Below are 25,786 nucleotides of genomic sequence, written 5' to 3' on the forward strand. Positions count from 1 at the left end.
GGGCGATGCCCGCAGCGCCGGCAATGACTGGCAAAATGGGCAACCCGCCGTCTGCGAAGCCCCTCGATGCGCCTTTCCCAGTTCCACCTGCACACCACCAAGGAAACCCCGGCCGACGCCGAACTGGTCAGCCACCAGCTGATGCTGCGCGCGGGCATGATCCGCAAGCTCGCCTCCGGCCTGTACACCTGGTCGCCGCTGGGCCTGCGCGTGCTGCGCAAGGTGGAAACGGTGGTGCGCGAGGAAATGAACCGCGCCGGCGCGGTGGAAGTGCTGTTCCCGACCATCCAGCCGCGCGAGCTGTGGGACGCCACCGGGCGCTGGAGCAAGTTCGGCGGGCTGATGCTGCGCATGCAGGACCGCAAGGAACAGGACTACTGCTACAGCCCGACCGCCGAAGAGGCCGCCGCCGATTTCGCGCGGCAGGAGCTGAGCAGCTACAAGCAGCTGCCGGTCAACTTCTACCAGATCCAGACCAAGTTCCGCGACGAGATCCGCCCGCGCTTCGGGGTGATGCGTGCGCGCGAGTTCCTGATGAAGGACGCCTACTCGTTCCACCTCAGCGACGAGGACCTGGCGCGCGAATACGAGAACATGAAGGCGGCCTACACCCGCATCTTCACCCGCCTGGGGCTGCAGTTCCGCGCGGTGCAGGCCGATTCCGGCGACATCGGCGGCGACGCCTCGCAGGAATTCCACGTGCTGGCCGCCTCCGGCGAGGATTCGCTGGCGTTCTCCACCGGCTCGGACTACGCGGCCAACGTCGAGGCCGCGATCGCCGCGGCGCCGGCGCCGCGCGCGGCGGCGGGCGAGGCACTGCGCAAGGTCGCCACGCCCACCCAGAAGACCTGCGAGGCGGTGGCCGAGTTGCTCGGCATCCCGCTGCAGCGCACGGTCAAGTCGGTGGCGGTGATGGCCGGCGAGACCTTCGTGCTGGCGCTGGTGCGCGGCGATCACACGGTCAACGAGATCAAGCTGGGCAAGGTCGCCGGCCTGGCCGGTTACCGCATGGCCAACGAGGCCGAGATCCGCGAGCACCTGGGCAGCGAACCGGGCTTCCTCGGCCCGCTGGGCCCGCGCCAGCCGATCCGCGTGGTCGCCGACCGCGACGTGGCGGCGCTGGCCGACTTCGTGGTCGGCGCCAACGAACCCGGCTTCCACCTGGCCGGGGTCAACTGGGGCCGCGACCTGCCGGAACCGGACGCCGTCGCCGACCTGCGCAACGTGGTCGAGGGCGAACGCGCCCACGACGGCGGCGAGATCCGCCTGGCCCGCGGCATCGAGGTCGGCCATGTGTTCCAGCTCGGCCGCCAGTATGCGCAGGCACTGGATGCGACCGTGGTGGACGAGAACGGCAAGACCGTGACGCTGGCGATGGGCTGCTACGGCATCGGCATTTCCCGCATCGTCGCCGCGGCGATCGAACAGAACCACGACGACGCCGGCATTCGCTGGCCGCAGCCGATGGCGCCGTGGACGGTGGCGGTGTGCGTGATCAATCCCAAGCGCGACCCGGCGGTGGACGCCGCCGGCGAGGCGTTGCTGGCGGAACTGCAGCAGGCCGGGCTGGATGCGGTGCTGGACGACCGCGGCCTGCGCCCCGGGGCGATGTTCGCCGATATAGAACTGATCGGCGTTCCGCACCGGGTGGTGGTTTCGGAACGGGGGTTGGCCGCCGGCACCTTCGAATATCGCGCGCGCAGCGGCGGCGATGCCGAACACCTGGATCGCGCCACCTTGCTGGCCCGATTGCAGGCATGACGAAAGGGCCGGGGGATATCCCGGCCCTTTTTCTTTACGCCGCCATCACGCCGCATGGGCGACACCGACAGGGTATCGCCGCAATTGAATACGTCCGGCATGAATCCATAAGGACATATTCCAGGGGATTGCGTTCGCAGATACCCGGACGCGAATAAGCCGGATATTTGTCAAGCCGATTCGGCATCATTATGATTCTGCGCTGCCAGGGAATGGCGAAAGGCCACCACCCATTTTCCGGAGTAAAGATGACCATCGATCTCAGCGGCCTGTCGGCCAAGCAATTGGGCGCCCTCATCAAGACCGCCAAGAAGCAGCAGTCCATCGTCGCCAAGCGCACTCCCATCGCCAAGGTCCGCACCCAGTTGACCCGTCTGGCCAAGAGCCACGGCTACAGCATCGAGGAAGTCTTCGGCGGCGCTCCCGCCGCACGCGGCCGCAAGGCCGGCAAGCCGGGCCCGAAGCCGGGCCGCAAACTGGGCAAGGTGCCGCCGAAATACCGCAATCCCGCCAATGCCGCCGAAACCTGGACCGGCCGTGGCAAGCAGCCGCGCTGGCTGGCCGATCTGGTCGCCAAGGGCAAGAAGGTCGAGGATTTCCTGATCGCCGGCGGCGCTGCCAAGTCCGCCGCACCGGCCAAGAAAACCGCCAGGAAGGCGGTCAAGCGCGTCGCCAAGAAGGCCAGCAAGAGCGCCGCGCCGAAGGCCTGATCCGGTAACGGGAATACCAACGAAAAACGCCGGCGCCTGCCGGCGTTTTTTATTACCGGATTCAAAGATTCTTGCGCGCCGGCACCAGCAGGTTGCCGAACAACAGGCCGGCGACCAGCGCCATCACGATATTGGTCACCGTCAGCAGCGCCGATTGTCCGCCGAGCACGTCCTGCTGCTGGACCAGGGTCAGCAACCCGCGCAGGCTGGCACTGCCGGGCACCAGCATGATGATGCCCGGCAGCCGCACCAGCGCCCCCGGCCGCTGCACGATGCGCCCGAACAGATTGCCGGCCGCGGTCAGCACCATCGCCGACAGGAAGATGCCGACCGGGCTGCCCCAGGCGTCGCCGGCGAAGCGCGCGATCGTATAGCCGGCCACCGAAGCGGCCATCACGAACGGATAATCGCGACCGCTGGCCTTGAACAGCAGCGCGAACGCATAGGCGGCCACCAGCAGCGAGGCCCATTCCACCCAGCCGTGTTGCGGCCGCGACGCGCGCACCATCGGCTCCAGGCCGAGCAGTTGCGCCAGGGTCACCGCGATGACCGCGCCGACGGTCAGTTTGACGATGGTGGTGACCGCACCGGCGAAGCGTGCCGTGCCCGAAACCCAGTGCTGGCTGGTCAGTTCGTTGACCGCATTGGTCAGCGCCATACCCGGCAGCAGTACCACCAGCGAGGCGATGATCACCGTATTGAGGTTCAGCGGCGCCACGAAACTGGCCACCAGGGTCGCGACGAAACCGGCCAGCAGCGCCGCCAGCGCGTCGTTGGCCTCCTTGGTGGCCGGGCGCTTGTCGGTGAGCTGGGTGAGCACGCCGATCAGCAGGCCGATCGCGGTGGCGGTGGCGATGTCCAGCCACGGCAGGCGCCACAGCCCGGCCACGCCGGCCGCGGCCAGACCGAAGCCGAGCACCTGCATCGCGATCCAGCGCGGTCCCGGCGGCTGGTCCAACTGGCGCAGCGCCGTGTGGCCCTGTGCCACGCTCATGCGCCCGCTGGCCACGTCGTCGGCGATGCGGTCGGCGACGCTGAGCTTGTGCAGGTCGTTGTCGCCCGGCGCCAGCCGCACCACGCGGGTGATGTCGCTGGAGCCGATCGCCTTGGTCGGGTCGCTGAAGCTGAGGATCAGCCCGGTCGGGTTGGACCAGGGCTCGCAGTCCAGGTCCAGTTGCTGCGCCAGCGCCACCACCGCCGCCTCCAGCCGCTGCGCGGTGGTGCCGTAGGTGTGCAGTCGCCCGGCGATGTCGGAGACGAAGGCGATGCGCTGCGCGTAGGTCGCGGTGGCGGAGGGGCTGACGGTGGGAGCGGCGGGCATGTCGGCTAGTATGGCGCGAACGCCGCGCCCGGCCACCCGTCGCGATCACCACATCTGCAACACGGGCGAAACAGGTATGCTCGCGCACCGGACGCCCCCATGATCGAACCGCAACCGCCCAAACTCAGCCAGGACGACCGAGACCCCTCGCGGGTGCGGCTGACCGGCAGTTGGACCCTGGCCACTGCCCTGGCCTCCTCGGAAGCGCTGCGCGGCATGCCGGCCGGCACCACCGGCATCGACGCCAGCGGCATCGCCCAGCTGGATTCGGCCGGGGTGCTGCAGTTGATGCGCTACGCCACGCGCAACGGCATCGCCCACGAGGCGCTGGATTTCCGCCAGGACCACCGTGCGCTGGTCTCGACCATCGAGGACGTCGCCGACGACCGACCCAAGCGCAAGCGCGACTACGGCTTCGCCGCGGCGCTGGAGCGCCTGGGCTACGCGGTACACCGCAACGGCAAGGAAATCGTCGCCCTGGTCGGCTTCCTCGGCGAGACCCTGGTCAAGCTGCTGCGCTTGCTGCACGCGCCGCGCCGGTTCCGCCTGACCGCCACCGTGCACCACATGGAGCAGGTCGGCCTGGACGCGGTGCCGCTGGTGGCGCTGCTGTCCTACCTGGTCGGCGCGGTGATCGCCTTCCTCGGCTCGACCATCCTGCGCGACTTCGGCGCCGAGATCTATGTGGTGGAGCTGGTCAGCATCGCCTTCCTGCGCGAGTTCGCGGTGCTGCTGACCGCGATCGTGCTGGCCGGACGCACCGCCAGCGCCTTCACCGCGCAGATCGGCGCGATGAAGGCGCGCGAAGAGGTCGACGCGATCCAGACCCTGGGCCTGGACCCGATGGACCTGCTGGTGATCCCGCGGCTGGTGGCGCTGCTGCTGATGCTGCCGCTGCTGACCTTCGTGGCGATGATCGCCGGTCTGGCCGGCGGCGTCACCGTCGGCGCCTTCGACCTGGGCATCCCGCCGCAGATGTATCTGGCGCGCATGCACGACACCATCCAGATCCGGCACATGCTGGTCGGCCTGTCCAAGGCGCCGATCTTCGCCATCGTGATCGGCCTGATCGGCTGCCTGGAGGGGCTGCGCGTGGAAGGCACCGCGCAGTCCGTCGGCGAGCGCACCACCTCCAGCGTGGTGCAGACGATCTCGCTGGTGATCATCATCGACGCGATCGCCGCGCTGTGGTTCATGAACATGGGGTGGTGATGGAGCCGGGATTCGGAATTCGGGATTGGGGTTTGGTTGAAGCCGGGCGCTGCGCGCCCGTGCGGGAGCTGTTGCCTTGACCAATCCCGAATCCCCACTCCCGAATCCCGAGCAAGAACTCGCCATCTCGGTGCGTGGCCTGGTCAATCGCTTCGGCAGCCAGACCGTGCACGAGGACCTGGACCTGGACGTGCGCCGCGGCGAGATTCTCGGCGTGGTCGGCGGCTCGGGCACCGGCAAGTCGGTGTTGATGCGCACCATCCTCGGCCTGCGCGACCCCGATGCCGGCAAGATCCAGGTGCTCGGCGTGGATACCGATTCCGGCCGCCGCGCCGATCGCCTGCACGTGGAGCGCAACACCGGGGTGCTGTTCCAGGACGGCGCGCTGTTCTCCTCGCTGACCGTCGGCGAGAACGTGCAGGTGCCGCTGAAGGAGCATTTCGGCGAATTGCCCGACAGCTGGCATTACGAACTGGCGCTGCTCAAGGTGAAGCTGGCCGGCCTGCCCGCCGATGCATTGAACAAGCTGCCCTCGCAGCTGTCCGGCGGCATGCGCAAGCGCGCCGGGCTGGCACGCGCGCTGGCGCTGGACCCGCCGCTGCTGTTCCTGGACGAACCCACCGCCGGCCTGGACCCGATCGGCGCGGCCGCCTTCGACCGGTTGATCCGCACCCTGCAGGAAGCGCTGGGCCTGACCGTGTTCCTCATCACCCACGATCTGGACACCTTGTACGCTATCTGCGACCGCGTGGCGGTGCTGGCCGACCGCAAGGTCATCGCTAACGCGCCGCTGGCCGAGATCGAGCAAGTGGACCATCCGTGGATCCAAGAGTATTTCCACGGCCCGCGCGCCCGCGCCGCGCGCGATGCCAAGACCGCCTGGACCGAGACCCCCTGAGCCCATGGAAACCAAAGCCAATTACGTGCTGATCGGCGCCTTCACCATCGTGGTGGGGATCGCGCTGCTGCTGTTCGGACTCTGGGCCGCCAAGTACTCCTCCGACCGCACCTGGCAGGAATACCGCGTGGTGTTCCGCGAGGCGGTGACCGGTCTGTCGGTCGGCAGCCCGGTGCAGTACAACGGCATCGCGGTGGGGTCGATCACCGAGCTGACCCTGGCGCCGAACGACCCGCGCCAGGTGGTGGCGCGGATCCGGGTCAACTCGACCACGCCGATCAAGAGCGACACCCGCGCCAAGCTGGGCATCACCAGCCTGACCGGCCCGTCGATCATCCAGCTCTCCGGCGGCACGCCGGAAGCGCCGACGCTGACCTCGATCGACAACAGCGATGCGCCGATCATCCAGACCACGCCCTCGGCGCTACAGAACATCACCGACACCGCCAACCGCATCGTCGAGCGCCTGGACGAGGTCCTCAGCGACCGCAACGTCGCCAGCATCACCGCGACCCTGCACAACCTGGAGACGATCAGCGGCGGCCTGGCCGACCGCGACCAGGGCATGCAGTCGCTGATCGTCAGCGCGCGCGACGCCGCGCGCAATCTGGACACCACGCTCAAGACCACCAACGGCACCATCCAGCGCCTGGACCAGAATCTGGTGCAGCAGCTGCCGCCGATCCTGGACAAGCTGGAGGACACGCTGAGCAAGCTGGATTCGGCCGCGGGCAATGCCGACAAGATCCTTGGCGAGAACCGCTCGGCGATCAACAGCTTCGCCAACGACGGTCTCGGCCAGCTCGGCCCGACCCTGACCGAACTGCGCGGCCTGATCCGCGACCTGCGCCGGGTCAGCGACCGCCTGGACAACAACCCCGCGCGCTACCTGCTCGGCCGCGACGCCCCGAAGGAGTTCAAACCCAAATGAAGCCGATGCGCGCCTTCCTCCTGCTCGCCGTGCCGGCCCTGCTGCTGGCCGGCTGTTCGCTGACCGGCGGCAACAAGGAGCCGGTGACGATCTACGCGCCGGACGTGCGGGTGACCGCGGACCCGGCCTGGCCGCAGGTGCGCTGGCAACTGGCGCTGACCAAGCCCAACGCCGCGCGCGTGGTCGACAGTGCGCGCATCGCGGTGCGCCCGACCCCGGACGAACTGCAGGTGTACGGCGGCGTCAGCTGGGCGCAGCCGGCCACCGACATGCTCGAGGACATGCTGCTGCGCGCGTTCGAGGATTCCGGCCGCATCCCGGGCGTGGCCCGGCTCGGCACCGGCATCCGCGCCGACTACAAGCTGCTGCTGGACCTGCGCCGCTTCGAATCGGACTACGCCGGGCGCACGGTGCCGTCGGCGACCATCGAACTCAATGCCAAGCTGCTGTACAGCGCCGACCAGCGCGTGGTCGCCTCGCGCACCTTCCTGGTGACCCAGCCTGCCGCCGGCACCGCCGAATCGCAGGTGGTCGACGCCTTCGGCCAGGCCATGTCGCAACTCGGCCACGACGTGGTCGGCTGGACCCTGCAACAGGGCCAGGCCGACGCGGCGACCGCGCTGGCGCCCAGCGTGCCGCCGCCGGCCAGCCCCAAGCCGCCGCGGCGCTGAAGGCTCCCCTCTCCCGCCGGGAGAGGGGCTGGGGGTGAGGGTACGGCGGCCAGGGAGCCATCTTCTCCAGACACATCCCTGGCCACCCGACCCTCATCCGCCCCTACGGGGCACCTTCTCCCGGAGGGAGAAGGGACAGCCCATCCGTCCCACCGCATGAGCGCTGTGCTCCCCTCTCCCACCGGGAGAGGGGTCGGGGGTGAGGGTACGGCGGCCAAGGAGCCATCTCCTCCAGACACATCCCTAGCCACCCGACCCTCATCCGCCCCTACGGGGCACCTTCTCCCGGTGGGAGAAGGGTGGGCACTAGACGATCCGGCGAAACGTCAGGTTGATCCGCTCGCCGACCGGCCTGGCGGTGCGCGGCAGGGCGTGCCGGTACAGGCGCTGGGTCTCGCCCGCCATCAGCAGCAGCCCGCCGGAGGTCAGTTCCAGCGCCTGGCGCAGCGCCGGCTGCTGGCGATGGCGCAGCACGAAGCGGCGGGTCGCGCCCAGGCTCAGCGAGGCGATCACCGGGGCCGGGCCGAGTTCGCGCTCGTCGTCGCTGTGCCAGCCCATGGCATCACGGCCGGCGCGGTAGCGGTTGGCGAGCACGCTGTTGAAGGCCACCCCGGTCTCGGCCTCCAGCCGTGCGCGCAGCGGCCGCAGCGCCGCCGGCCACGGATGCGGCGCGAAGCGGGTGCCGGAATAGCGATAGCTGGCGTCGGCATCGCCGATCCAGCAGCTCAGCCGCGGCGAATCGACCAGCTTGCCGAACAGGCGGATCCGGTGCACCTCCCACGGCACCTCGCGCAGCAACTGCGCGCACAGCGCCGCCGCCGCCGTCGGGTCCAGCCATTCGGGGTACCAGCGCACATCGGCGCCGGGCAGGTCCAGTTCCATCGCGCCACGCTAGCATGCCTGCCGCCACCATACGCCAGCGTGCGGAATTTGCCCCTTCACGCGCAAACCCTGAAAATGCAGGCAGCCAGAACGAGCCAACGGGAGCGGAGCAGATGACGGGAACCGAGGGCGGCGCCAATGCGCCGGAGCCAGTGGAGCGCGACGTCATGGAGTACGACGTCGTCACCGTCGGCGCGGGCCCGGCCGGGTTGGCGTTCGCGATCCGGCTCAAGCAGCTCAACCCCGACATCTCGGTCTGCGTGATCGAGAAGGCCAGCACCATCGGCGCGCACATCCTGTCCGGCGCGGTGATCGAACCGGCGCCGCTGGATGCGCTGCTGCCGGGCTGGCGCGACAATCCGCCGCCGATCTGCGTTCCCGCGGCCGAGGACGAGTTCTGGTACCTGAGCAAGGACGGCGGGCACAAGTTCCCCATGGTGCCGCCGGGCATGCGCAACCACGGCAACTTCATCGTCAGCCTCGGCGCCATGTGTGCCTGGCTGGCGCCGCAGGCCGAAGCGCTGGGCGTGGAGATCTACCCCGGCTTCGCCGCCGCCGAAACCCTGCACGCCGAGGACGGCACCGTGCTGGGCGTGCGCATCGGCGACATGGGCGTGGCCAAGGACGGATCGCACAAGCCTGGCTACACCGCCGGCATCGACATCCGCGCCAAGGTCACGGTGCTTGCCGAAGGCGCGCGCGGGCATCTGACCAAGCGCCTGATCGCGCGCTTCGCGCTCGACGCCGGCCACGATCCGCAGGCGTTCTCGATCGGCATCAAGGAGTTGTGGCAGTTGCCCGAGGGCCGCGTCAGCCCCGGCAAGATCGTGCACACCCTGGGCTGGCCGGCCGACAGCAAGACCTATGGCGGCAGCTTCCTGTACCACCTGGAGAACAACCAGGTGGCGCTGGGCTACGTCAGCGGCCTGGACTATCGCGATCCCGAGTACCGGCCGTGGGAAGCCTTCCAGCAGTGGAAGAACCACCCGATGATGAAGTCGCTGCTGGAAGGCGGCAGCATCCTCTCGGCCGGCGCCCGCGCCATCGCCAGCGGCGGCTGGCAGTCGCTGCCCAAGGTGGAGATGCCCGGCGCACTGCTGATCGGCGACACCGCCGGCCTGCTCAACGTGCCCAAGATCAAGGGCACGCACCAGGCGATCCGCAGCGGCATGCTCGCCGCCGAACACCTCGCCGCCGGCGCCGCGCTCGACCCGGCCGGCTTCGACGCGCGCCTGCGCGGTTCGGAGGTGATGGCTGAGCTGCGCCAGGTGCGCAACATCAAGCCCGGCTTCAAGAAGGGCCTGTGGTTCGGCCTGCTCAACGGCTCCTGGGAGACCCTGGTCAAGGGCGCCTCGCCGTGGACGCTGAAGGTCGGCGCCGACTGGAAGAGCCTGGACCGGCTGGGCGAGCACGAGCAGCCCAAGCGCGACTACGTGCAGCGCGAGCTGGCCCCGCGCGACCGCCTGCAGGGCGTGTACTTCGCCGCCACCGAGCACGACGAGGATCAGCCGGTGCACCTGCACGTGCTCGATCCGCAGATCTGCGTGACCCGCTGCACCGAGGAATACGGCAACCCCTGCACGCGCTTCTGCCCGGCGGCGGTGTACGAGATCGTCGACGACGCGGCCGGCAAGCGCCTGCAGATCAATGCCGCCAACTGCGTGCACTGCAAGACCTGCGACATCAAGGATCCCTACGCGATCATCGACTGGGTGACACCGGAAGGCGGCTCCGGGCCGAATTACCAGAACCTGTGAGCGCAGGCCTGCCCGCGCGCCTGAAGACCGCGCTGTACCTCACTCTGCGTGCCGGCTTCCGCGCCCTGCCGCTGTCGCCGGCGCAGCGCGACCGCCTGCGCGCGCGCTTCCTCGATCGCCATGCGGACCTGGTGCCGCCACCGCCGCGTGGCCGCGCCGCCGCCGGACACGGCGAACGCCGGCTGCGCGCGCGCGCCGACGAGCGTGCGATCGGATACGTGCCTTCGCAGCAGATACCGTTGCCCTCGCCGCTGCCGGCCACCGTGGTGGCGTTCTACCTGCCGCAGTTCCATCCGATCCCGGAGAACGATGCCTGGTGGGGCAGCGGCTTCACCGAATGGCGCAACGTCACCCGCGCGCTGCCGCAATTCGAAGGACACGTGCAGCCACGCCTGCCAGCCGACCTGGGCTTCTACGACCTGCGCAATCCGCACAGCATGCGTCAGCAGGTCGCCCTGGCGAAGCAGTACGGCGTCGGCGCGTTCTGCTTCTACTTCTACTGGTTCGGCGGCAAGACCCTGCTGGAGACGCCGCTGCGGCAGTGGCTGGACGATCCCACGCTGGAGTTGCCGTTCTGCCTGTGCTGGGCCAACGAGCAATGGTCGCGGCGCTGGGACGGCCGCGGCGACGACGTGCTGATGGCGCAGGCGCACAGCGCGCAGGACGACCTGGACTTCATCGCGCACGTTGCCGACTACCTGCGCGACCCGCGTTGCCTGCGCGTGGACGGCCGGCCGATGCTGCTGGTATATCGCCCGCACCTGCTGCCGGATCCGCAGGCCACCGCCACGCGCTGGCGCGACTGGTGCCGGGAGCACGGCATCGGCGAACTGCACCTGGCCTATGTGCAGGGCTTCGAGCGGCCGGACCCGCGCGACATCGGCTTCGACGCAGCAGTCGAATTTCCGCCGAACATGAGCAATCCGCGCTCGCTGGCCGCCGACCAGCAGCTGCTCAATCCCGACTACAGCGGCGCCGTGCTGGATTGGCGCGCCCTGGCCGCGGAGATCGCCGCGCGCCCGCTGCCCGACTACCTGCTGTATCCGGGCGTCAATCCGGGCTGGGACAACGAAGCGCGCCGCCCCGGCGCCGGCCGCGTCTATCTGCACGCCTCGCCGCGCGGCTACGAGGACTGGTTGCGCACCACCATCCACACCCGGCTGCAGAGCCGCCGCGTCGAGCAGCGCCTGGTGTTCGTCAACGCCTGGAACGAGTGGGCGGAAGGCGCCGTGCTGGAACCGGATGCGCGGCTGGGCCATGCCTATCTCGACGCCACCCGCCGTGCGCTGACGCCGCTGCCGGCGCGCGAGGCGACGCCGCACGCGATCATCCACGCGTGGTATCCGGACGTGCTGCCGGAACTGCTGGCGCACCTGGCCACGAGCGCCCTGCCGTGGCGCCTGCTGGTCACCACCTCGCCCGAGCAGGCCGATGCGGTGCGCGCGCACCTGCGCGGCTGCACCTTCCCGTCCGAGGTGATGGCGCTGGAGAACCGTGGCCGCGACATCCTGCCGTTCCTGCACGCGGCCGAGCGGCTGCTGCGCGAGGGCGTGGACGTGGTGCTGAAGCTGCACACCAAGCGCAGCACCCATCTGCACAACGGCGATGCCTGGCGCAGCGAACTGCTGCAACGCCTGGCCGGCGCCGACCGTGCCGCGCGCGTGCTCGAAGCCTTCGCGCAGGATCCTGCGCTTGGCCTGGTCGCGCCCGAAGGCCACCTGCTGCCGTTGACCGAATTCTGGGGCGGCAACCGCGCGGCCGCCGACTATCTGCTGCGCCGCACCGGCCACAGCGACGCGCGCCTGGCGCAGGCGCAATTCATCTCAGGCAGCATGTTCTGGGCGCGCCTGGACGCGTTGCGGCCGCTGCTGGACAGCGGCCTGTGCCCGTCGGAATTCGAGGCGGAGCAAGGGCAACTCGACGCCACCCTGGCGCACGCGGTGGAGCGACTGGCGGCGCCATTGGCCGAGCGCGCCGGATACCGAGTGGCCACCGTGGCCGAGCTGCTCGGTCAGCCACCACCAGCAGCCAGCGACTACGCCTACGCGCAGCGCAGCGCCTGAACGGCGCCGACGCAGCGCTTACGCGCGCCGGAACGGCACGCCGGTCTTGGCGACCAGCTCGGCCTCGTCCACGCCCTCGGCGGTTTCCACCAGCACCAGGCCGCTGTCGGTGACGTCGAATACGGCCAGGTCGGTGATGATGCGGTCGACCACGCCGACGCCGGTCAGCGGGAGGTCGCAGGCGGGCAGGATCTTGTGGCTGCCGTCCTTGGCCACGTGTTCCATCAGCACGACCACGCGCTTGACCCCGGCCACCAGGTCCATCGCTCCGCCCATGCCCTTGACCATCTTGCCGGGCACCATCCAGTTGGCCAGGTCGCCCTGCGCGCTGACCTGCATCGCGCCGAGGATGGCCAGGTCGATGTGGCCGCCACGGATCATCGCGAAGGAGTCGTGGCTGCCGAAGTAGCTGGCGCCGGCGCGGGCGGTGACGGTCTGCTTGCCGGCGTTGATCAGGTCGGCGTCGACCTCGTCCTCGCTCGGGAACGGGCCGATGCCGAGCAGGCCGTTCTCGGACTGCAGCCACACGTCCACGCCTTCGGGAATGTGGTTGGCGACCAGGGTCGGCAGACCGATGCCCAGGTTCACGTAGGCGCCGTCGGTGAGTTCGCGGGCGGCGCGCTGCGCCATGTCGTCGCGGGTCCAGGCCATGTCAGGCGTCCTTCTGGCGCAGGGTGCGCTGTTCGATGCGTTTTTCGGGATGCGGGTTGTGCACGATGCGGTCGACGTAGATGCCCGGCAGGTGCACCTGGTCCGGATCCAGGCTGCCGGTCTCCACCACCTGCTCGACCTCGGCGATGCAGAGCTTGCCGGCCATCGCACAGGCCGGATTGAAGTTGCGCGCGGTCTTGCGGAACACCAGGTTGCCCGCGGCATCGGCCTTCCATGCCTTGACCAGGGCCACGTCGGCGCGCAACGCGGTCTCCAGCACGTAGTGCTTGCCGTCGAATTCGCGGGTCTCCTTGCCCTCGGCCACCACCGTGCCGTAGCCGGTGGCGGTGAAGAACGCGGGAATGCCGGCGCCACCAGCGCGCAGGCGTTCGGCCAGGGTGCCCTGCGGGTTGAATTCCAGTTCCAGTTCGCCGGCCAGGTACTGGCGTTCGAACTCCTTGTTCTCGCCGACATAGGACGAAATCATCTTGCGGATCTGCCGCGTCGCCAGCAGCTGGCCCAGGCCGAAGCCATCGACACCGGCATTGTTGGAGATCACGGTGAGGCCGCCGACGCCGCTGTCGCGCAAGGCGGCGATCAAGGCCTCGGGGATGCCGCACAGGCCGAACCCGCCGACCGCCAGGGTCTGGCCGTCCGCCACCACGTCGGCCAGCGCCGTGGCCGCATCGGGGAAAAGCTTGCCGCGCCGCCCGCCCGCAGGGGTAGAGGTGTCGCCCATTCGCCAGCTCCGCATTGGAATGTAGACAGCTAGTTTAGCCGCTCGGGGACTGCGACCCCCGCCGCACCGCCGCAACGACCGATTAAGCGCCGTAACGTTACACTCGGGTTTCCCCCAACTAGGACCCTCTTCCATGTCGCTTCCCGCATTCAAGGCCTACGACATCCGCGGTCGCGTTCCCGACGAACTGAACGAGGACTTGGCGCGCCGCATCGGCGTGGCGCTGGCGGGGCAGTTGGACAGCGGTCCGGTGGTGGTCGGCCACGATGTGCGCCTGGCCAGCCCGGCACTGCAGGCGGCGCTGTCGGCGGGCCTGCGCGCCAGCGGCCGCGAGGTCATCGACATCGGCCTGTGCGGCACCGAGGAAGTGTATTTCCAGACCGACCACCTGCAGGCGGCCGGCGGCGTGATGGTCACCGCCAGCCACAACCCGATGGACTACAACGGCATGAAGCTGGTGCGCGAGAACGCGCGCCCGATCAGCTCCGATACCGGCCTGTTCGCGATCCGCGACACCGTCGCCGCCGATACCGCGCCGGCCGCTGACCCGACCGCCGCCGAGCATCACCGTCCGGACAAGAGCGCCTACATCGAGCACCTGCTCAGCTACGTGGACCGCGCCACGCTCAAGCCGCTGAAGCTGGTGGTCAACGCCGGCAACGGCGGCGCCGGCGCCATCATCGACCTGCTCGCACCGCACCTGCCGTTCGAGTTCGTGCGCGTCTTCCACGAGCCGGACGGCCACTTCCCCAACGGCATTCCCAACCCGCTGCTGCCCGAGAACCGCGCCGCCACCGCCAACGCGGTCAAGCAGCACGGCGCCGACTTCGGCATCGCCTGGGATGGCGATTTCGATCGCTGCTTCTTCTTCGATGCCGATGGCCGCTTCATCGAGGGCTACTACCTGGTGGGCCTGCTGGCGCAGGCGATCCTGGCCAAGCAGCCGGGTGGCAAGGTCGTGCACGACCCGCGCCTGACCTGGAACACGATCGAACAGGTCGAGGAGGCCGGCGGCATCCCGGTGCTGTGCAAGAGCGGCCACGCCTTCATCAAGGAGAAGATGCGCAGCGAGAACGCCGTGTACGGCGGCGAGATGAGCGCGCACCACTATTTCCGCGAGTTCGCCTATGCCGACTCGGGCATGATCCCGTGGCTGCTGATCGCCGAGTTGGTGTCGCAGTCCGGCCGCTCGCTGGCCGACCTGGTCGAGGCGCGCATGCGCAAGTTCCCGTGCAGCGGCGAGATAAACTTCAAGGTCGCCGACGCCAAGGCGGCGGTGGCGCGGGTGATGGAGCACTTCGCTTCGCACGCGCCGGCGCTGGATTACACCGACGGCGTCAGCGCCGAATTCGCTGATTGGCGTTTCAACCTGCGCAGTTCCAACACCGAACCGCTGCTGCGCCTGAACGTGGAAACCCGCGGCGATGCGGCCCTGCTGGAACAGCGGACGCAGGAGATTTCCGAGCTGCTGCGCGGCTGATCCAACTCCCTCCCCCTAGACGCACTATGGAGTTCCCCCGCCCATGAGCGACGTCCTTCCCATCATCCTGTCCGGCGGTTCCGGCACGCGGCTGTGGCCGCTGTCGCGCGAGTCGTATCCGAAGCAGTTCCTGCCGCTGGTCGGCGAGCAGAGCATGCTGCAGGCCACCTGGCAGCGCGCGGCTCCGGTCGCCGCGCATGCGCCGATCGTGGTCGCCAACGAAGAACATCGCTTCGTCGCGGCCGAGCAGTTGCAGCAGATAGGCGTAAAGCCGCACGCCATCCTGCTCGAACCCAAGGGTCGCAACACCGCCCCGGCGATCGCCGTGGCGGCGCTGGAGGCCTCCCGCGACGGCGCCGATCCGCTGTTGCTGGTCCTGCCCTCCGATCACGTGATCGGCGACGAAGCCGCCTTCCAGGCCGCGGTGCGCGTGGCCGCCGTGGCGGCCGAGCAAGGCAAGCTGGTGACGTTCGGGATCAAGCCGACCGCACCGGAAACCGGCTACGGCTACATCAAGGCGGCGGCCGGCGACGGCGCGCGCGCGGTCGAGCGCTTCGTCGAAAAGCCCGACCTGGCGACCGCGAAAAGCTACCTGGCCTCTGGCGAGTACTACTGGAACAGCGGCATGTTCCTGTTCCGCGCCTCGCGCTACCTGGAGGAGCTGCGCAAGTTCCAGCCCGCCATCGCCGATGCCTGCACCAAGGCCTGGCAATCGGCCAAGCGCGATGCCGACTTCACCCGTCTGGACAAGGAGGCGTTCGCCGCCAGCCCCTCCGATTCCATCGACTACGCGGTGATGGAGAAGACCGCCGACGCGGTGGTGGTGCCGCTGGACGCGAAGTGGAGCGACGTCGGTTCGTGGTCGGCGCTGCTGGACGTGTCGCCGCAGGACGCCAACGGCAACGCGCACCACGGCGACGTGATCGAGATCGATTGCCGCAACACCTACGCCTACGGCTCGCGCCTGATCGCGATGGTGGGCCTGCAGGACGTGGTGGTGGTGGAAACAGACGACGCGGTGCTGGTCGGTCACCGCGAACGCATCCAGGAAGTGAAGGACATCGTCGGCAGGATCAAGGCCAACGGCCGCTCCGAAGCCACCTGGCACCGCAAGGTGTACCGCCCGTGGGGCGCCTACGATTCGATCGACAACGGCCAGCGCTTCCAGGTCAAGCGCATCACGGTCAAGCCCGGCGCCACGCTGAGCCTGCAGATGCATCACCACCGTGCCGAGCACTGGATCGTGGTCAGCGGCACCGCCGAGGTCACGCGTGGCGAGGAAGTGCTGCTGCTCACCGAGAACCAGAGCACCTACATCCCGCTCGGCGTGACGCATCGCCTGAAGAACCCGGGCAAGCTGCCGCTGGAGCTGATCGAAGTGCAGTCGGGCAGTTATCTAGGCGAGGACGACATCGTGCGCTTCGAGGACACCTACGGGCGCACCTGAGTTCGGCGTCCGCCGCAGAAACAAAGAGCCGGGCACTGCCCGGCTCTTTTTTTGCTGCGTGGCGTTCTGCCGCGTACGGCGGATCAGGCGGTCGGCGTTGCCGCAGCGAGTTCGCCGATCACCTGGCGCAGGCCATCGCGCCACTGCGGCAGTTCCAGCGCGAAATCGCGCTGCAGGCGCGACACGTCCAGGCGCGAATACGCCGGGCGCTTGGCCGGGGTCGGATACTCCGCGGTGGTGATCGGCAACACCCGCGGCGCGCGCGGCAACAGGCCCACCGCCACCGCCTCGGCGAAGATCGCTTCGGCGAAGCCGTGCCAGGTGGTCTCGCCGGCCGCGGTCAGATGCCAGGTGCCGGACGGCAGCGTCGCGCGCTGGGCCAGCACGCGCGCGGTGACATCGGCGATCAGCGCCGCAGGCGTCGGCGTGCCGACCTGGTCGGCGACCACCTTGAGTTCGTCGCGATCGGCTCCCACCCGCAGCATGGTGCGCAAAAAATTGTGCCCGTGCGCGGCGTAGACCCAGGCGGTGCGGAAGATCAGATGCTGCGCAGCGGATGCGCGGATCGCCTCCTCGCCAGCCAGCTTGGTCGCACCGTACACGCCCAGCGGCGCGGTTGGCGCGTCCTCGGGATAGGGCTGGGTGCCCTGGCCGTCGAACACGTAATCGGTGGAGTAATGCACCAGCGGCACGCCGTGCGCCGCGCACCAGGCGGCGATCGCCGCCGGCGACTCGGCATTGGCGCGGTGCGCCGCCTCGGCGTCCTGCTCGGCGCGATCGACCGCGGTGTAGGCCGCGGCGTTGACCACCGCCGTCGGCCGCAGCCGGTCCAGCAGCGCGCCCAGCGTCTGCGGCTGGTCGAAGTCGGCGCGCTCGCAGGCGCTGCCGTCGGGCAACTGGCCGCTGCGGGTGGTGGCCAGCACCGGCCCCTGGCCCGCCAGCGCCCGCAGCAGTTCCTGCCCGACCTGGCCGTTGCCGCCGAAGACCAGCACGCTCATGGCTGATAGACCGGCAGGCGCTCGACCGGGATATCGGCCAGGAACGGCGCAACCGCGTCCTTGCCCGACAGTACCGGCTCGGAGATCGGCCAGTCCACGCCGATCGCGGCATCGTCCCAGCGCACGCCGGCGTCGGCCTCCTTGACGTATACGTCGGTGCACAGATAGCTGAACACCGCCCGCTCCGACAGCACGGCAAACCCGTGCGCGAAGCCCTCCGGAATCCAGAACTGCTTCTTGTTCTCCGCGCTCAGCACCACCGCGGCCCAGCGGCCGAAATGCGGCGAGCCGTGGCGGATGTCGACGGCGACGTCGTACACCTCGCCCTCCAGCACGCTGACCAGCTTGCCCTGCGGCCGCGGCCACTGATAGTGCAGGCCGCGCAGCACGCCCTTGGCCGAGGTGGAGACATTGCTCTGCACGAACTTGGTCGGCAGCCCATGCTCGCCGAAACGCTCAGCGTTCCAGGTCTCGAAGAAATAGCCACGCGCGTCGCCGAACACCGCCGGCTCGATCACCACGCAGCCGGGCAGATTGGTTTCAATCACTTTCACGGAACGGTTCCTCGTACAGCCAGTTCATGCAGGTAGTTGCCGTAAGCGTTCTTGCGCAGCGGAGCGGCAAGTTTCTCCAGCTGCGCCGCATCGATCCAGCCATTCCCGAAAGCGATCTCCTCCGGGCAGCACACCTGCAGGCCCTGCCGCGACTGAATGGTCTCGATGAAGTTGGAGGCCTCGTGCAGCGACTGGTGGGTTCCGGTGTCCAGCCACGCATAACCGCGGCCCAGCGCTTCCAGGTGCAGTGCGCCGGCGTCCAGGTAACGGCGGTTGAGATCGGTGATCTCCAGTTCGCCGCGCGGCGAGGGCTTCAGCTCCGCCGCATGGTCGCTGGCCTGGCCATCGTAGAAATACAGGCCGGTGACTGCGTAGTTGGAGCGCGGCTTGGCCGGCTTTTCCTCGATATCGATGACCTTGCCGGAGGCGTCGAACTCCGCAACGCCGTAGCGCTCGGGGTCGTTGACCCAGTAGCCGAACACGGTGGCGCCCTGTTCCCGCGCATCGGCACGCTGCAAGGTCTCGGTCAGACCGTGGCCGTGGAAGATATTGTCGCCCAGCACCAGGCAGCTCGGCTTGCCGGCGACGAAGTCGCGGCCGATCAGATAGGCCTGAGCCAGCCCGTCCGGACTCGGCTGCACCGCGTACTGGATGTCCATGCCCCACTGCGCGCCATCGCCCAGCAGCGCCTGGAACAGCGCCTGCTCGTGCGGGGTGTTGATGATCAGCACCTCGCGGATCCCGGCCAGCATCAGCACGCTGAGCGGGTAGTAGATCATCGGCTTGTCGTACACCGGCAGCAGCTGCTTGCTGACGCCCTTGGTGATCGGATACAGCCGCGTGCCGGAGCCGCCAGCGAGAATGATGCCCTTGCGTTGTGTCATGAGGTCTTTCCTATGGACGTCCCCACATGGAGGTGCGGACGCATGCGAGGGACGCGGGTTATGCCGCGGTGCCGATCCTTTCCAGCCGGTAGCTGCCGTCGAGCACACCCTGCACCCAGTCCTGATGGCTCAGGTACCAGTCAACGGTGAGCGCGATGCCCTGTTCGAAGGTGTAGTGCGGCTCCCAGCCCAGTTCGTTCTTCAGCTTGGACGCATCGATCGCGTAGCGGCGGTCGTGCCCGGGCCGGTCGGCGACGTAGGTGATCTGGCTGGCCCGCGGCTTGCCGTCTTCGCGCGGACGCCGCGCGTCCAGCAGCGCGCAGATCGCCTGCACCACATCGATGTTCTGTTTCTCCGAGTTGCCGCCGACGTTGTAGGTCTCGCCCACTTTGCCCTTGGCTAGCACGGTGCGGATCGCCTCGCAGTGATCGCCGACGAACAGCCAGTCGCGCACCTGCTTGCCGTCGCCGTACACCGGCAGCGGCTCGCCGGCCAGCGCCTTGGCGATCACCAGCGGGATGAGCTTCTCCGGGAAGTGGTACGGGCCGTAGTTGTTGGAGCAGTTGGTGGTCAGCACCGGCAGGCCATAGGTATGGTGGAACGCGCGCACCAGATGGTCGGACGCGGCCTTGGACGCCGAGTACGGCGAGTTCGGCGCATACGGCGTGGTTTCGCTGAACTTGCCGGTCTCGCCCAGGGTGCCGTAGACCTCGTCGGTGGACACGTGCAGGAAGCGGAACGCGGCGCGGCGGTCCTCCGGCAGCGCCTTCCAGTGATCGCGCACCGACTCCAGCAGGCCGAGGGTGCCGACCACATTGGTCTGGATGAAGGCGCCAGGACCGTCGATCGAGCGGTCCACGTGGCTCTCGGCGGCGAAATTGACCACGGCGTCAGGCTGGTGCTCGGTGAGCAGGCGGCCCACCAGGTCGCGGTCGCCGATATCCCCGTGCACGAACACGTGGTCGGGATTGCCCCCCAGCGACGCCAGCGTGTTCAGGTTCCCGGCATAGGTCAGCGCGTCCAGGTTGATCACGCGTACGCCGCGCGCCACTGCCTCAAGCACGAAATTACCGCCGATGAAACCGGCGCCGCCGGTTACGAGCCAAGTCGCCACTATGTGTTTCTCCTGATTCGGCGCCGTCGGCGCCCGCTATTCGAACGGCACAGGATATACGGTTTATATGAACCAGTCGTCGCTGCCGCGCGGCAGGATCCTGGCCAGCGATTCGGCCACCATACGCCCTCGCATGGTCCCTCGCACCCGGTTAGAATCCTCCGACTGCCCCGCGCCAGCCGCCGCGGCCGGGCCTTCCCGCACTGCTGAAGGATCTCGTACACGATGAAAATCCTCGTCGCCTACAAGCGCGTGGTGGACTACAACGTCCGCATCCAGGTCAAGCCGGACGGCTCCGGCGTGATCACCGAGGGCGTCAAGCTCTCCGCCAACCCGTTCGACGAAATCGCCCTGGAAGAGGCGCTGCGCCTGCGCGACGCCGGCATCGCCAGCGAGGTGGTGGTCGCCACCATCGCCCCGGCCGACGCCGCCGCGCACCTGCGCAACGGCCTGGCGATGGGCGCCAATCGCGCCATCCACGTGGTCGCCGACGCGTCGATCCAGCCGCTGACCGCGGCGCGCACCCTGCTCAAGCTGGTCGAGCAGGAGCAGCCGGACCTGGTGATCCTGGGCAAGCAGGCGATCGACGACGACGCCAACCAGACCGGGCAGATGCTGGCCACGCTGTGGGGCCGGCCGCAGGCGACCTTCGCCGGCAAGCTGGTGGTGGCCGACGGCAAGGCGACGGTGACCCGCGAGGTCGACGCCGGCCTGGAGACCCTGGAAGTGGACCTGCCGGCGGTGGTCACCACCGACCTGCGCCTGAACGAGCCGCGCTTCATCAAGCTGCCGGACATCATGAAGGCCAAGAGCAAGCCGCTGCAGACGCTGGCCTTCGCCGACCTGGGCGTGGAGGCCAACGACAGCCTCACCACCACCCACTACGCCCCGCCGGCCAAGCGCAGCCGCGGCGTGATGGTCAAGGATGCCGCCGAACTGGTGGCCGCACTCAAGCAGAAGGGGTTGCTGTGATGTCTAAGATCCTCGTCGTCGCCGAACACCTCAACGGGCAGCTCAACGCCGCCACCGCCAAGTGCGTCAGCGCCGCGCAGGCGATTTCGCCGGACGCCATCGACATCGTCGTGCTGGCCGCCGACCCGGCCGCGGTGGCCGCCCAGGCGGCGCAGATCGCCGGCGTCGCCCGCGTCCTCACCGTCGCCAACCCCGCCAACGAACACGCCATCGCGCAGGTGCTGGGCCCGCAGATCGCCGCGCTGGCGAAGGGCTACAGCCACGTGTTCGGCCCCTCCACCACCTTCGGCAAGGACCTGATGCCGGTGGTGGCGGCCCTGCTCGGCGTCAACCAGATCTCCGACCTGATGGCGGTGGACGGCGAATACGCGTTCAAGCGCCCGATCTACGCCGGCAACGCCATCATCAGCGTGCAGGCCCCGGCCGACCAGATCGTGGTCGCCACCGTGCGCAGCGCCTCCTGGCCGGAAGCGGCGCAAGGCGGCAGCGCGGCGGTCGAAGCGGCCACCGTGGACGCGTCGCTGCCGAGCCACACCCGCTTCGTCGGCCTGGCCGCCGGCAAGTCCGACCGCCCCGACCTGCAGAGCGCCAAGCGCGTGGTCTCCGGCGGCCGCGGCGTCGGCTCGGCGGAGAACTTCCAGATCGTCTACCAGCTCGCCGACAAGCTCGGGGCGGCGGTCGGCGCCTCGCGCGCGGCGGTCGACGCCGGCTACGTGCCCAACGAACTGCAGGTCGGCCAGACCGGCAAGATCATCGCGCCTGAGCTGTACGTGGCGATCGGCATTTCCGGCGCCATCCAGCACCTGACCGGCATCAAGGACGCCGGCACCATCGTCGCGATCAACAAGGACCCGGAATCGCCGATCTTCGAGATCGCCGACATCGGCCTGGTCGGCGACCTGTTCACGGTGCTGCCGGAGCTGGAAAAGGCGCTGGGCTGAGCGGTCAGGGGGACCTGGGGATGATGCCGCACGGCGCCGACGGCGTGCCCGCGCCGCGCCACCGTGCGGATCATCTGGCGGTGTTCGTCGTGCTGCTGTGCGGCGGCTACCTGGCCGCCCTGTGGTGGGTGGACCGCGGCAACGGCACGTTCGCCCGGCTCGGCGCGGTCTGGCCGTTGCTGGCGCTCGCGGTGCTGCCGGTCTCGGCCAGCTACCTGTTCCGCTTCTGGCGCTGGCGCTGGCTGCTGCAACGGCAAGGCCATGCGGTACCGTTCTGGCTGGGCTGGGCCGCCTACCTGGCCGGCTTCGCCTTGACCGCCACCCCGGGCAAGGCCGGGGAACTGCTGCGCATCCGCTATTTCTCCCGCATGGGCGTGCCGCCGGGGCGCACACTGGCGGTATTCGTGTTCGAGCGCGCCTCCGACCTGCTGGTGATCCTGGCGCTGTCGCTGCTGGCCGCACCGGTCTTCCCGACCCTGGGCACGCTCGCCGCGGTGGTGTTGGGCTTCGTCGCCCTGCTGTTCGGGGCCGCCGCCTGGCCAGCCCTGCTGGCGTGGCTGGAGGCCGTGGGCAGACGCCTGCCCGGCCGCTGGCTTCGAAGGACGGCCCAGTTCGCCGTGTTCGCTGCCACGGAGCTGCGTGCCTGCCTGGGAACCGCGCAGATGGTGCGCAGCCTGATCGCGGGCGCGGGCGCCTGGGGCCTGACTTCAGCGGTCTTCGTCGGCTTGTGCCACGGCCTGGGCCTGCACCTGGACCCGCTGGTCGCGTTCGGCATCTACCCCCTGGCGATGCTGATCGGCGCGCTGTCCTTCGTGCCCGGCGGGGTCGGCACCACCGAGCTGGCGATCGTGCTGATGCTGGACCGGCTGGGCGTCGCCACCGCCGATGCGATCGCGGTGGCGGTGGCCGCGCGGCTGGTCACGCTCTGGTATGCGGTCGCCGTGGGCGCCCTGGCGATGGGCGCGACCGAATTCCTGCAACGGCGCCAGGCCGCCTGAACCGCTGGTTATAATGCGGCCCCGCGATGGATCCCCAGGCCGCAGAATGTCCTTCCCCCCCAGCCCTCCCGCCGAACGCCCGGCTGCTTCAGGGCGCGCGCTTTGCGTGGATCTGGACGGCACCCTGCTGAACTCGGACATCCTCTACGAGTCCCTGCTGGCCCTGCTGGCGCGCAACCCACTGTACGTGTTCCTGCTGCCGCTGTGGCTGCTGCGCGGCAAGGCCGCGCTGAAGCGCGAACTGGCCGCCCGGGTCACGCTTCCGGCCGAGACCCTGCCCTACAACGAGCACGTCCTGGAGCTGCTGCGCAATACGGCGCAGCGCCCGCGCGTGCTGTGCACCGCCTCAGACCAGTTGCTGGTCGCGCCGATCGCCGCGCACCTGGGCCTGTTCGAGGAGGTCATCGCCAGCGACGGCCAGCGCAACCTGTCCGGCCGCAACAAGGCCGACGTGCTGGTGCAGCGGTTCGGCGAAGGCAATTTCGACTACGCCGGCAATGGCCGCGTGGACCTGCACGTGTGGGACAAGGCCGGTGGCGCCTGGGTAGTCAACAACGGCAACGGGCTGCGCGCCGCTGCCGCACAGCGTACCGCCCTCCACGGGCACTGGCCGGCGCCCCCGCGCGCCCGCGCCTGGCTCAAGGCGCTGCGCCTGCACCAATGGCTGAAGAACCTGCTGGTATTCGTGCCGCTACTGACCGCGCATCGCTTCCTGGACGGCGCGTCGGTGCTGCAGTCGGTGATCGCCATGGTCGCGTTCGGACTCTGCGCCTCCGGCGTCTACGTGCTCAACGACCTGCTCGACCTCACGCCCGACCGCCAGCATCCGCGCAAGCGCAAGCGGCCGTTCGCCGCCGGCCGGCTGCCGCTGCTGCAGGGGCTATTCGCCGCGCCCGCCCTGACCGTGGCGGGACTGGCGCTGTCGCTGGCCTGCAACCTGCAGTTCACCCTGGTGCTGCTGGCCTATTACGTGATGACGCTGGCCTATTCGCTGCGGCTCAAGCGCATCGTGATGATCGACGTGGTGCTGCTGGCGGCGCTGTACACCGTGCGCATCATCGGCGGCGCGGTGGCCATCGACCTGGAACTGTCGTTCTGGCTGCTGGCGTTCTCGATGTTCATTTTCCTCTCGCTGGCGCTGCTCAAGCGCTACACCGAGTTGCACGCAATGCTGGGCAGCGGCAAGACCAAGGCCAGCGGACGCGCCTATTCGGTGGAAGACCTGGTGCTGCTGCAATCGATGGGCGCGGCGGCCGGGTACATCGCGGTCATGGTCATGGCGCTGTACATCAATAGCCCGGCAAGCGTGGAGTTGTATCGGCATCCGAAGCTGCTGTGGCTGATCTGCCCGGTGCTGCTGTACTGGGTCAGCCGGGTCTGGATCGTGGCGCACCGCGGCGACATGCACGACGACCCAATCGTGTTCGCCGCCACGGACCGGGTCAGCCAGGTCGTCGTCGTGCTGTGCGGGCTGTTCGCGCTGAGCGCCATCTGATGGCCGACGCCGGGCAGTCCTGGGGGCGCTACCCACGGGCGACGCAAACACTGCTGCCGATCACCGACCGGGCGGCTGCGCTGCCGGCCTTCGCCGGCAACGCGCTTCCGCGGGGCAATGGCCGCAGCTACGGCGACAGCTGCCTCAATCCGGACGGCACCCTGCTGTGCGCGCGCGGCCTGGACCGCTTCATTGGCTTCGACCCGGCCTCCGGCCGCCTGCGCTGCGAGGCGGGGGTCACCCTGGCCGAGATCATCGATCTGGCGCTGCCGCAAGGCTGGTTCCTGCCGGTGACGCCGGGCACCCGCTACGTCACCGTGGCTGGCGCCATCGCCAACGACGTGCACGGCAAGAACCATCACCGCACCGGCAATTTCGGCCACCACGTGCTCGCCTTCGAACTGCTGCGCAGCGACGGCAGCCGCCGCCTGTGCACGCCGCACGACGATGCCGAGGGCTGGTTCGCGGCCACCGTCGGTGGACTCGGCCTGACCGGGCTGATCACCTGGGCGGAGATCCAGTTGCGCCGCGTGCCGGGCCCGGCGCTGGAGACGGAGAACATCCGCTTCGGCTCGCTCGACGAATTCTTCGCGCTGTCCGCCGCCTCGGCCGACAGCCATGAATACAGCGTCGCCTGGATCGACTGCCTGGCCAGCGGCCGCGCCCGCGGCCGCGGCCATTTCACCCGCGCCGATCACTGCGCCGGTCTGCCCGAGGAACGCCCGGCCTCGCCCGGCAAGGGCCTGGCGATGCCGCTGACCCCGCCGGTCTCGCTGGTCAACAAGCTCTCGCTGCGGCCGTTCAACGCGCTGTACTACTGGCGTCAGCCCGCGCGCAGCAAGCGCCGGCTGAGCCACGTGCTGCCGTTCTTCTATCCGCTGGACGGCATCCGCCACTGGAACCGCATGTACGGCCCACGCGGCTTCCTGCAGTACCAGTGCGTGCTGCCGCCGGCCACCGCGCGCGACGGCGTGGACGCGCTGCTGGCGGAAATCGCCCGCAGCGGCAGCGGCTCCTTCCTGGCGGTACTGAAGGAATTCGGCGACCTTCCTGCGCGCGGCATGCTGTCCTTCCCGCGCCCGGGCACCACGCTGGCGCTGGACTTCCCCAACGACGGCGCCGACGTGCTGCGCCTGCTGGAACGGCTGGACCGCATCGTCGACGCCGCCGACGGCGCTCTGTACCCTGCCAAGGACGCGCGCATGTCCGCCGCCTCGTTCCAGCGCGCCTATGCCCGCTGGCAGGACTTCAGCCGCTATCTCGATCCCCGCTTTTCTTCCGGCTTCTGGCGCCGGGTCACGGAGTGA

Annotated in this window: 23 protein-coding genes; 15 read left to right on the forward strand and 8 right to left on the reverse strand. The window is 69.2% G+C overall.

The annotated features are described in order from the left end of the window. The first annotated feature begins 66 nt into the window (after positions 1-66). Together FHR56_RS01240 and FHR56_RS01245 are read left to right on the forward strand one after the other, a co-directional pair. Positions 67-1,761, forward strand: a complete 1,695-nt coding sequence (locus tag FHR56_RS01240; protein WP_160948129.1) for a proline--tRNA ligase — start codon at positions 67-69, stop codon at positions 1,759-1,761. A 248-nt stretch (positions 1,762-2,009) separates the two neighbouring features. Then, on the forward strand, positions 2,010-2,471 hold the full coding sequence (locus tag FHR56_RS01245; protein WP_019796932.1) for an H-NS histone family protein: 462 nt from the start codon (positions 2,010-2,012) through the stop codon (positions 2,469-2,471). A gap of 61 nt (positions 2,472-2,532) precedes the next feature. On the opposite strand, the gene FHR56_RS01250 is transcribed toward FHR56_RS01245, so the two are convergent. Then, positions 2,533-3,792 carry a threonine/serine exporter family protein gene (locus FHR56_RS01250; RefSeq protein ID WP_160948130.1) on the reverse strand — a complete coding sequence of 420 codons (1,260 nt, stop codon included), beginning with the start codon at positions 3,790-3,792 and terminating at the stop codon, positions 2,533-2,535. Positions 3,793-3,891: 99 nt separating this feature from the next. On the opposite strand from FHR56_RS01250, the gene FHR56_RS01255 reads away from it, so the two are divergent. The 4 genes from FHR56_RS01255 to FHR56_RS01270 all read left to right on the forward strand — a co-directional run bounded on the left by FHR56_RS01255 (position 3,892) and on the right by FHR56_RS01270 (position 7,504). Continuing rightward, on the forward strand, positions 3,892-5,004 hold the full coding sequence (locus FHR56_RS01255) for an ABC transporter permease (RefSeq protein ID WP_160948131.1): 1,113 nt from the start codon (positions 3,892-3,894) through the stop codon (positions 5,002-5,004). A 76-nt stretch (positions 5,005-5,080) separates the two neighbouring features. Next, complete coding sequence (locus tag FHR56_RS01260) at positions 5,081-5,902, forward strand: ABC transporter ATP-binding protein (RefSeq protein WP_048491594.1); 822 nt, start codon at positions 5,081-5,083, stop codon at positions 5,900-5,902. Positions 5,903-5,906: 4 nt separating this feature from the next. After that, positions 5,907-6,833 (forward strand): MlaD family protein, encoded by a 927-nt coding sequence (locus FHR56_RS01265; protein ID WP_019797240.1) that lies wholly within the window; start codon positions 5,907-5,909, stop codon positions 6,831-6,833. Next, complete coding sequence (locus tag FHR56_RS01270; RefSeq protein ID WP_160948132.1) at positions 6,830-7,504, forward strand: ABC-type transport auxiliary lipoprotein family protein; 675 nt, start codon at positions 6,830-6,832, stop codon at positions 7,502-7,504. Before FHR56_RS01265 ends, FHR56_RS01270 begins: the two co-directional genes overlap by 4 nt. Positions 7,505-7,810: 306 nt before the next feature. Here FHR56_RS01270 and FHR56_RS01275 read toward each other — a convergent pair whose 3' ends face one another. Further along, entirely contained in the window at positions 7,811-8,386 is a 576-nt protein-coding gene (locus FHR56_RS01275; RefSeq protein WP_160948133.1) for an alpha-ketoglutarate-dependent dioxygenase AlkB, read from the reverse strand. A 113-nt stretch (positions 8,387-8,499) separates the two neighbouring features. Here FHR56_RS01275 and FHR56_RS01280 point away from each other — a divergent pair, with 113 nt between their 5' ends. Then, positions 8,500-10,143 (forward strand): electron transfer flavoprotein-ubiquinone oxidoreductase, encoded by a 1,644-nt coding sequence (locus FHR56_RS01280; RefSeq protein WP_160948134.1) that lies wholly within the window; start codon positions 8,500-8,502, stop codon positions 10,141-10,143. Beyond that, the gene (locus FHR56_RS01285) at positions 10,140-12,206 is read left to right on the forward strand and encodes a glycoside hydrolase family 99-like domain-containing protein (RefSeq protein WP_160948135.1); all 2,067 of its coding nucleotides are present in this window, start codon (positions 10,140-10,142) and stop codon (positions 12,204-12,206) included. The genes FHR56_RS01280 and FHR56_RS01285 overlap by 4 nt, the downstream gene beginning before the upstream one ends. Before the next feature lie 18 nt (positions 12,207-12,224). Here FHR56_RS01285 and FHR56_RS01290 read toward each other — a convergent pair whose 3' ends face one another. Both FHR56_RS01290 and FHR56_RS01295 read right to left on the reverse strand, forming a co-directional pair. Beyond that, positions 12,225-12,857 (reverse strand): CoA transferase subunit B, encoded by a 633-nt coding sequence (locus FHR56_RS01290; RefSeq protein ID WP_160948136.1) that lies wholly within the window; start codon positions 12,855-12,857, stop codon positions 12,225-12,227. Between the two features lies 1 nt (position 12,858). Next, on the reverse strand, positions 12,859-13,596 hold the full coding sequence (locus FHR56_RS01295) for a CoA transferase subunit A (RefSeq protein ID WP_160948137.1): 738 nt from the start codon (positions 13,594-13,596) through the stop codon (positions 12,859-12,861). A gap of 133 nt (positions 13,597-13,729) precedes the next feature. Between FHR56_RS01295 and FHR56_RS01300 the strand changes: the two genes are divergently transcribed. Together FHR56_RS01300 and FHR56_RS01305 are read left to right on the forward strand one after the other, a co-directional pair. After that, entirely contained in the window at positions 13,730-15,076 is a 1,347-nt protein-coding gene (locus FHR56_RS01300) for a phosphomannomutase (RefSeq protein ID WP_160948138.1), read from the forward strand. 43 nt (positions 15,077-15,119) lie between these two features. Further along, positions 15,120-16,523, forward strand: a complete 1,404-nt coding sequence (locus FHR56_RS01305; RefSeq protein ID WP_160948139.1) for a mannose-1-phosphate guanylyltransferase/mannose-6-phosphate isomerase — start codon at positions 15,120-15,122, stop codon at positions 16,521-16,523. An 83-nt stretch (positions 16,524-16,606) separates the two neighbouring features. On the opposite strand, the gene rfbD is transcribed toward FHR56_RS01305, so the two are convergent. Genes rfbD through rfbB form a run of 4 tightly spaced genes read right to left on the reverse strand, consistent with a single transcriptional unit; the run spans position 16,607 to position 20,073 of the window. Then, the gene (gene rfbD, locus FHR56_RS01310; protein WP_152246372.1) at positions 16,607-17,521 is read right to left on the reverse strand and encodes a dTDP-4-dehydrorhamnose reductase; all 915 of its coding nucleotides are present in this window, start codon (positions 17,519-17,521) and stop codon (positions 16,607-16,609) included. Beyond that, the gene (rfbC, locus tag FHR56_RS01315) at positions 17,518-18,075 is read right to left on the reverse strand and encodes a dTDP-4-dehydrorhamnose 3,5-epimerase (RefSeq protein WP_019797144.1); all 558 of its coding nucleotides are present in this window, start codon (positions 18,073-18,075) and stop codon (positions 17,518-17,520) included. The genes rfbD and rfbC overlap by 4 nt, the downstream gene beginning before the upstream one ends. Further along, complete coding sequence (gene rfbA / locus FHR56_RS01320) at positions 18,072-18,959, reverse strand: glucose-1-phosphate thymidylyltransferase RfbA (protein ID WP_160948140.1); 888 nt, start codon at positions 18,957-18,959, stop codon at positions 18,072-18,074. Before rfbA ends, rfbC begins: the two co-directional genes overlap by 4 nt. A gap of 58 nt (positions 18,960-19,017) precedes the next feature. Beyond that, entirely contained in the window at positions 19,018-20,073 is a 1,056-nt protein-coding gene (rfbB, locus tag FHR56_RS01325; RefSeq protein ID WP_160948141.1) for a dTDP-glucose 4,6-dehydratase, read from the reverse strand. 225 nt (positions 20,074-20,298) lie between these two features. Between rfbB and FHR56_RS01330 the strand changes: the two genes are divergently transcribed. The 5 genes from FHR56_RS01330 to FHR56_RS01350 all read left to right on the forward strand — a co-directional run bounded on the left by FHR56_RS01330 (position 20,299) and on the right by FHR56_RS01350 (position 25,786). Next, complete coding sequence (locus FHR56_RS01330; protein WP_160948142.1) at positions 20,299-21,045, forward strand: electron transfer flavoprotein subunit beta/FixA family protein; 747 nt, start codon at positions 20,299-20,301, stop codon at positions 21,043-21,045. Beyond that, a complete protein-coding gene (locus FHR56_RS01335; protein ID WP_160948143.1) occupies positions 21,045-21,986 on the forward strand; it encodes an electron transfer flavoprotein subunit alpha/FixB family protein in 942 nt (313 codons plus the stop codon). The genes FHR56_RS01330 and FHR56_RS01335 overlap by 1 nt, the downstream gene beginning before the upstream one ends. Before the next feature lie 20 nt (positions 21,987-22,006). Beyond that, on the forward strand, positions 22,007-22,984 hold the full coding sequence (locus FHR56_RS01340; RefSeq protein ID WP_160948144.1) for a lysylphosphatidylglycerol synthase transmembrane domain-containing protein: 978 nt from the start codon (positions 22,007-22,009) through the stop codon (positions 22,982-22,984). Between the two features lie 106 nt (positions 22,985-23,090). Continuing rightward, entirely contained in the window at positions 23,091-24,479 is a 1,389-nt protein-coding gene (locus tag FHR56_RS01345; RefSeq protein ID WP_343160772.1) for a UbiA family prenyltransferase, read from the forward strand. Then, on the forward strand, positions 24,479-25,786 hold the full coding sequence (locus FHR56_RS01350; protein ID WP_160948146.1) for an FAD-binding oxidoreductase: 1,308 nt from the start codon (positions 24,479-24,481) through the stop codon (positions 25,784-25,786). The genes FHR56_RS01345 and FHR56_RS01350 overlap by 1 nt, the downstream gene beginning before the upstream one ends.

It is taken from the genome of Xanthomonas sp. F10, from assembly GCF_014206815.1.
Classification (GTDB): domain Bacteria; phylum Pseudomonadota; class Gammaproteobacteria; order Xanthomonadales; family Xanthomonadaceae; genus Xanthomonas_A; species Xanthomonas_A indica.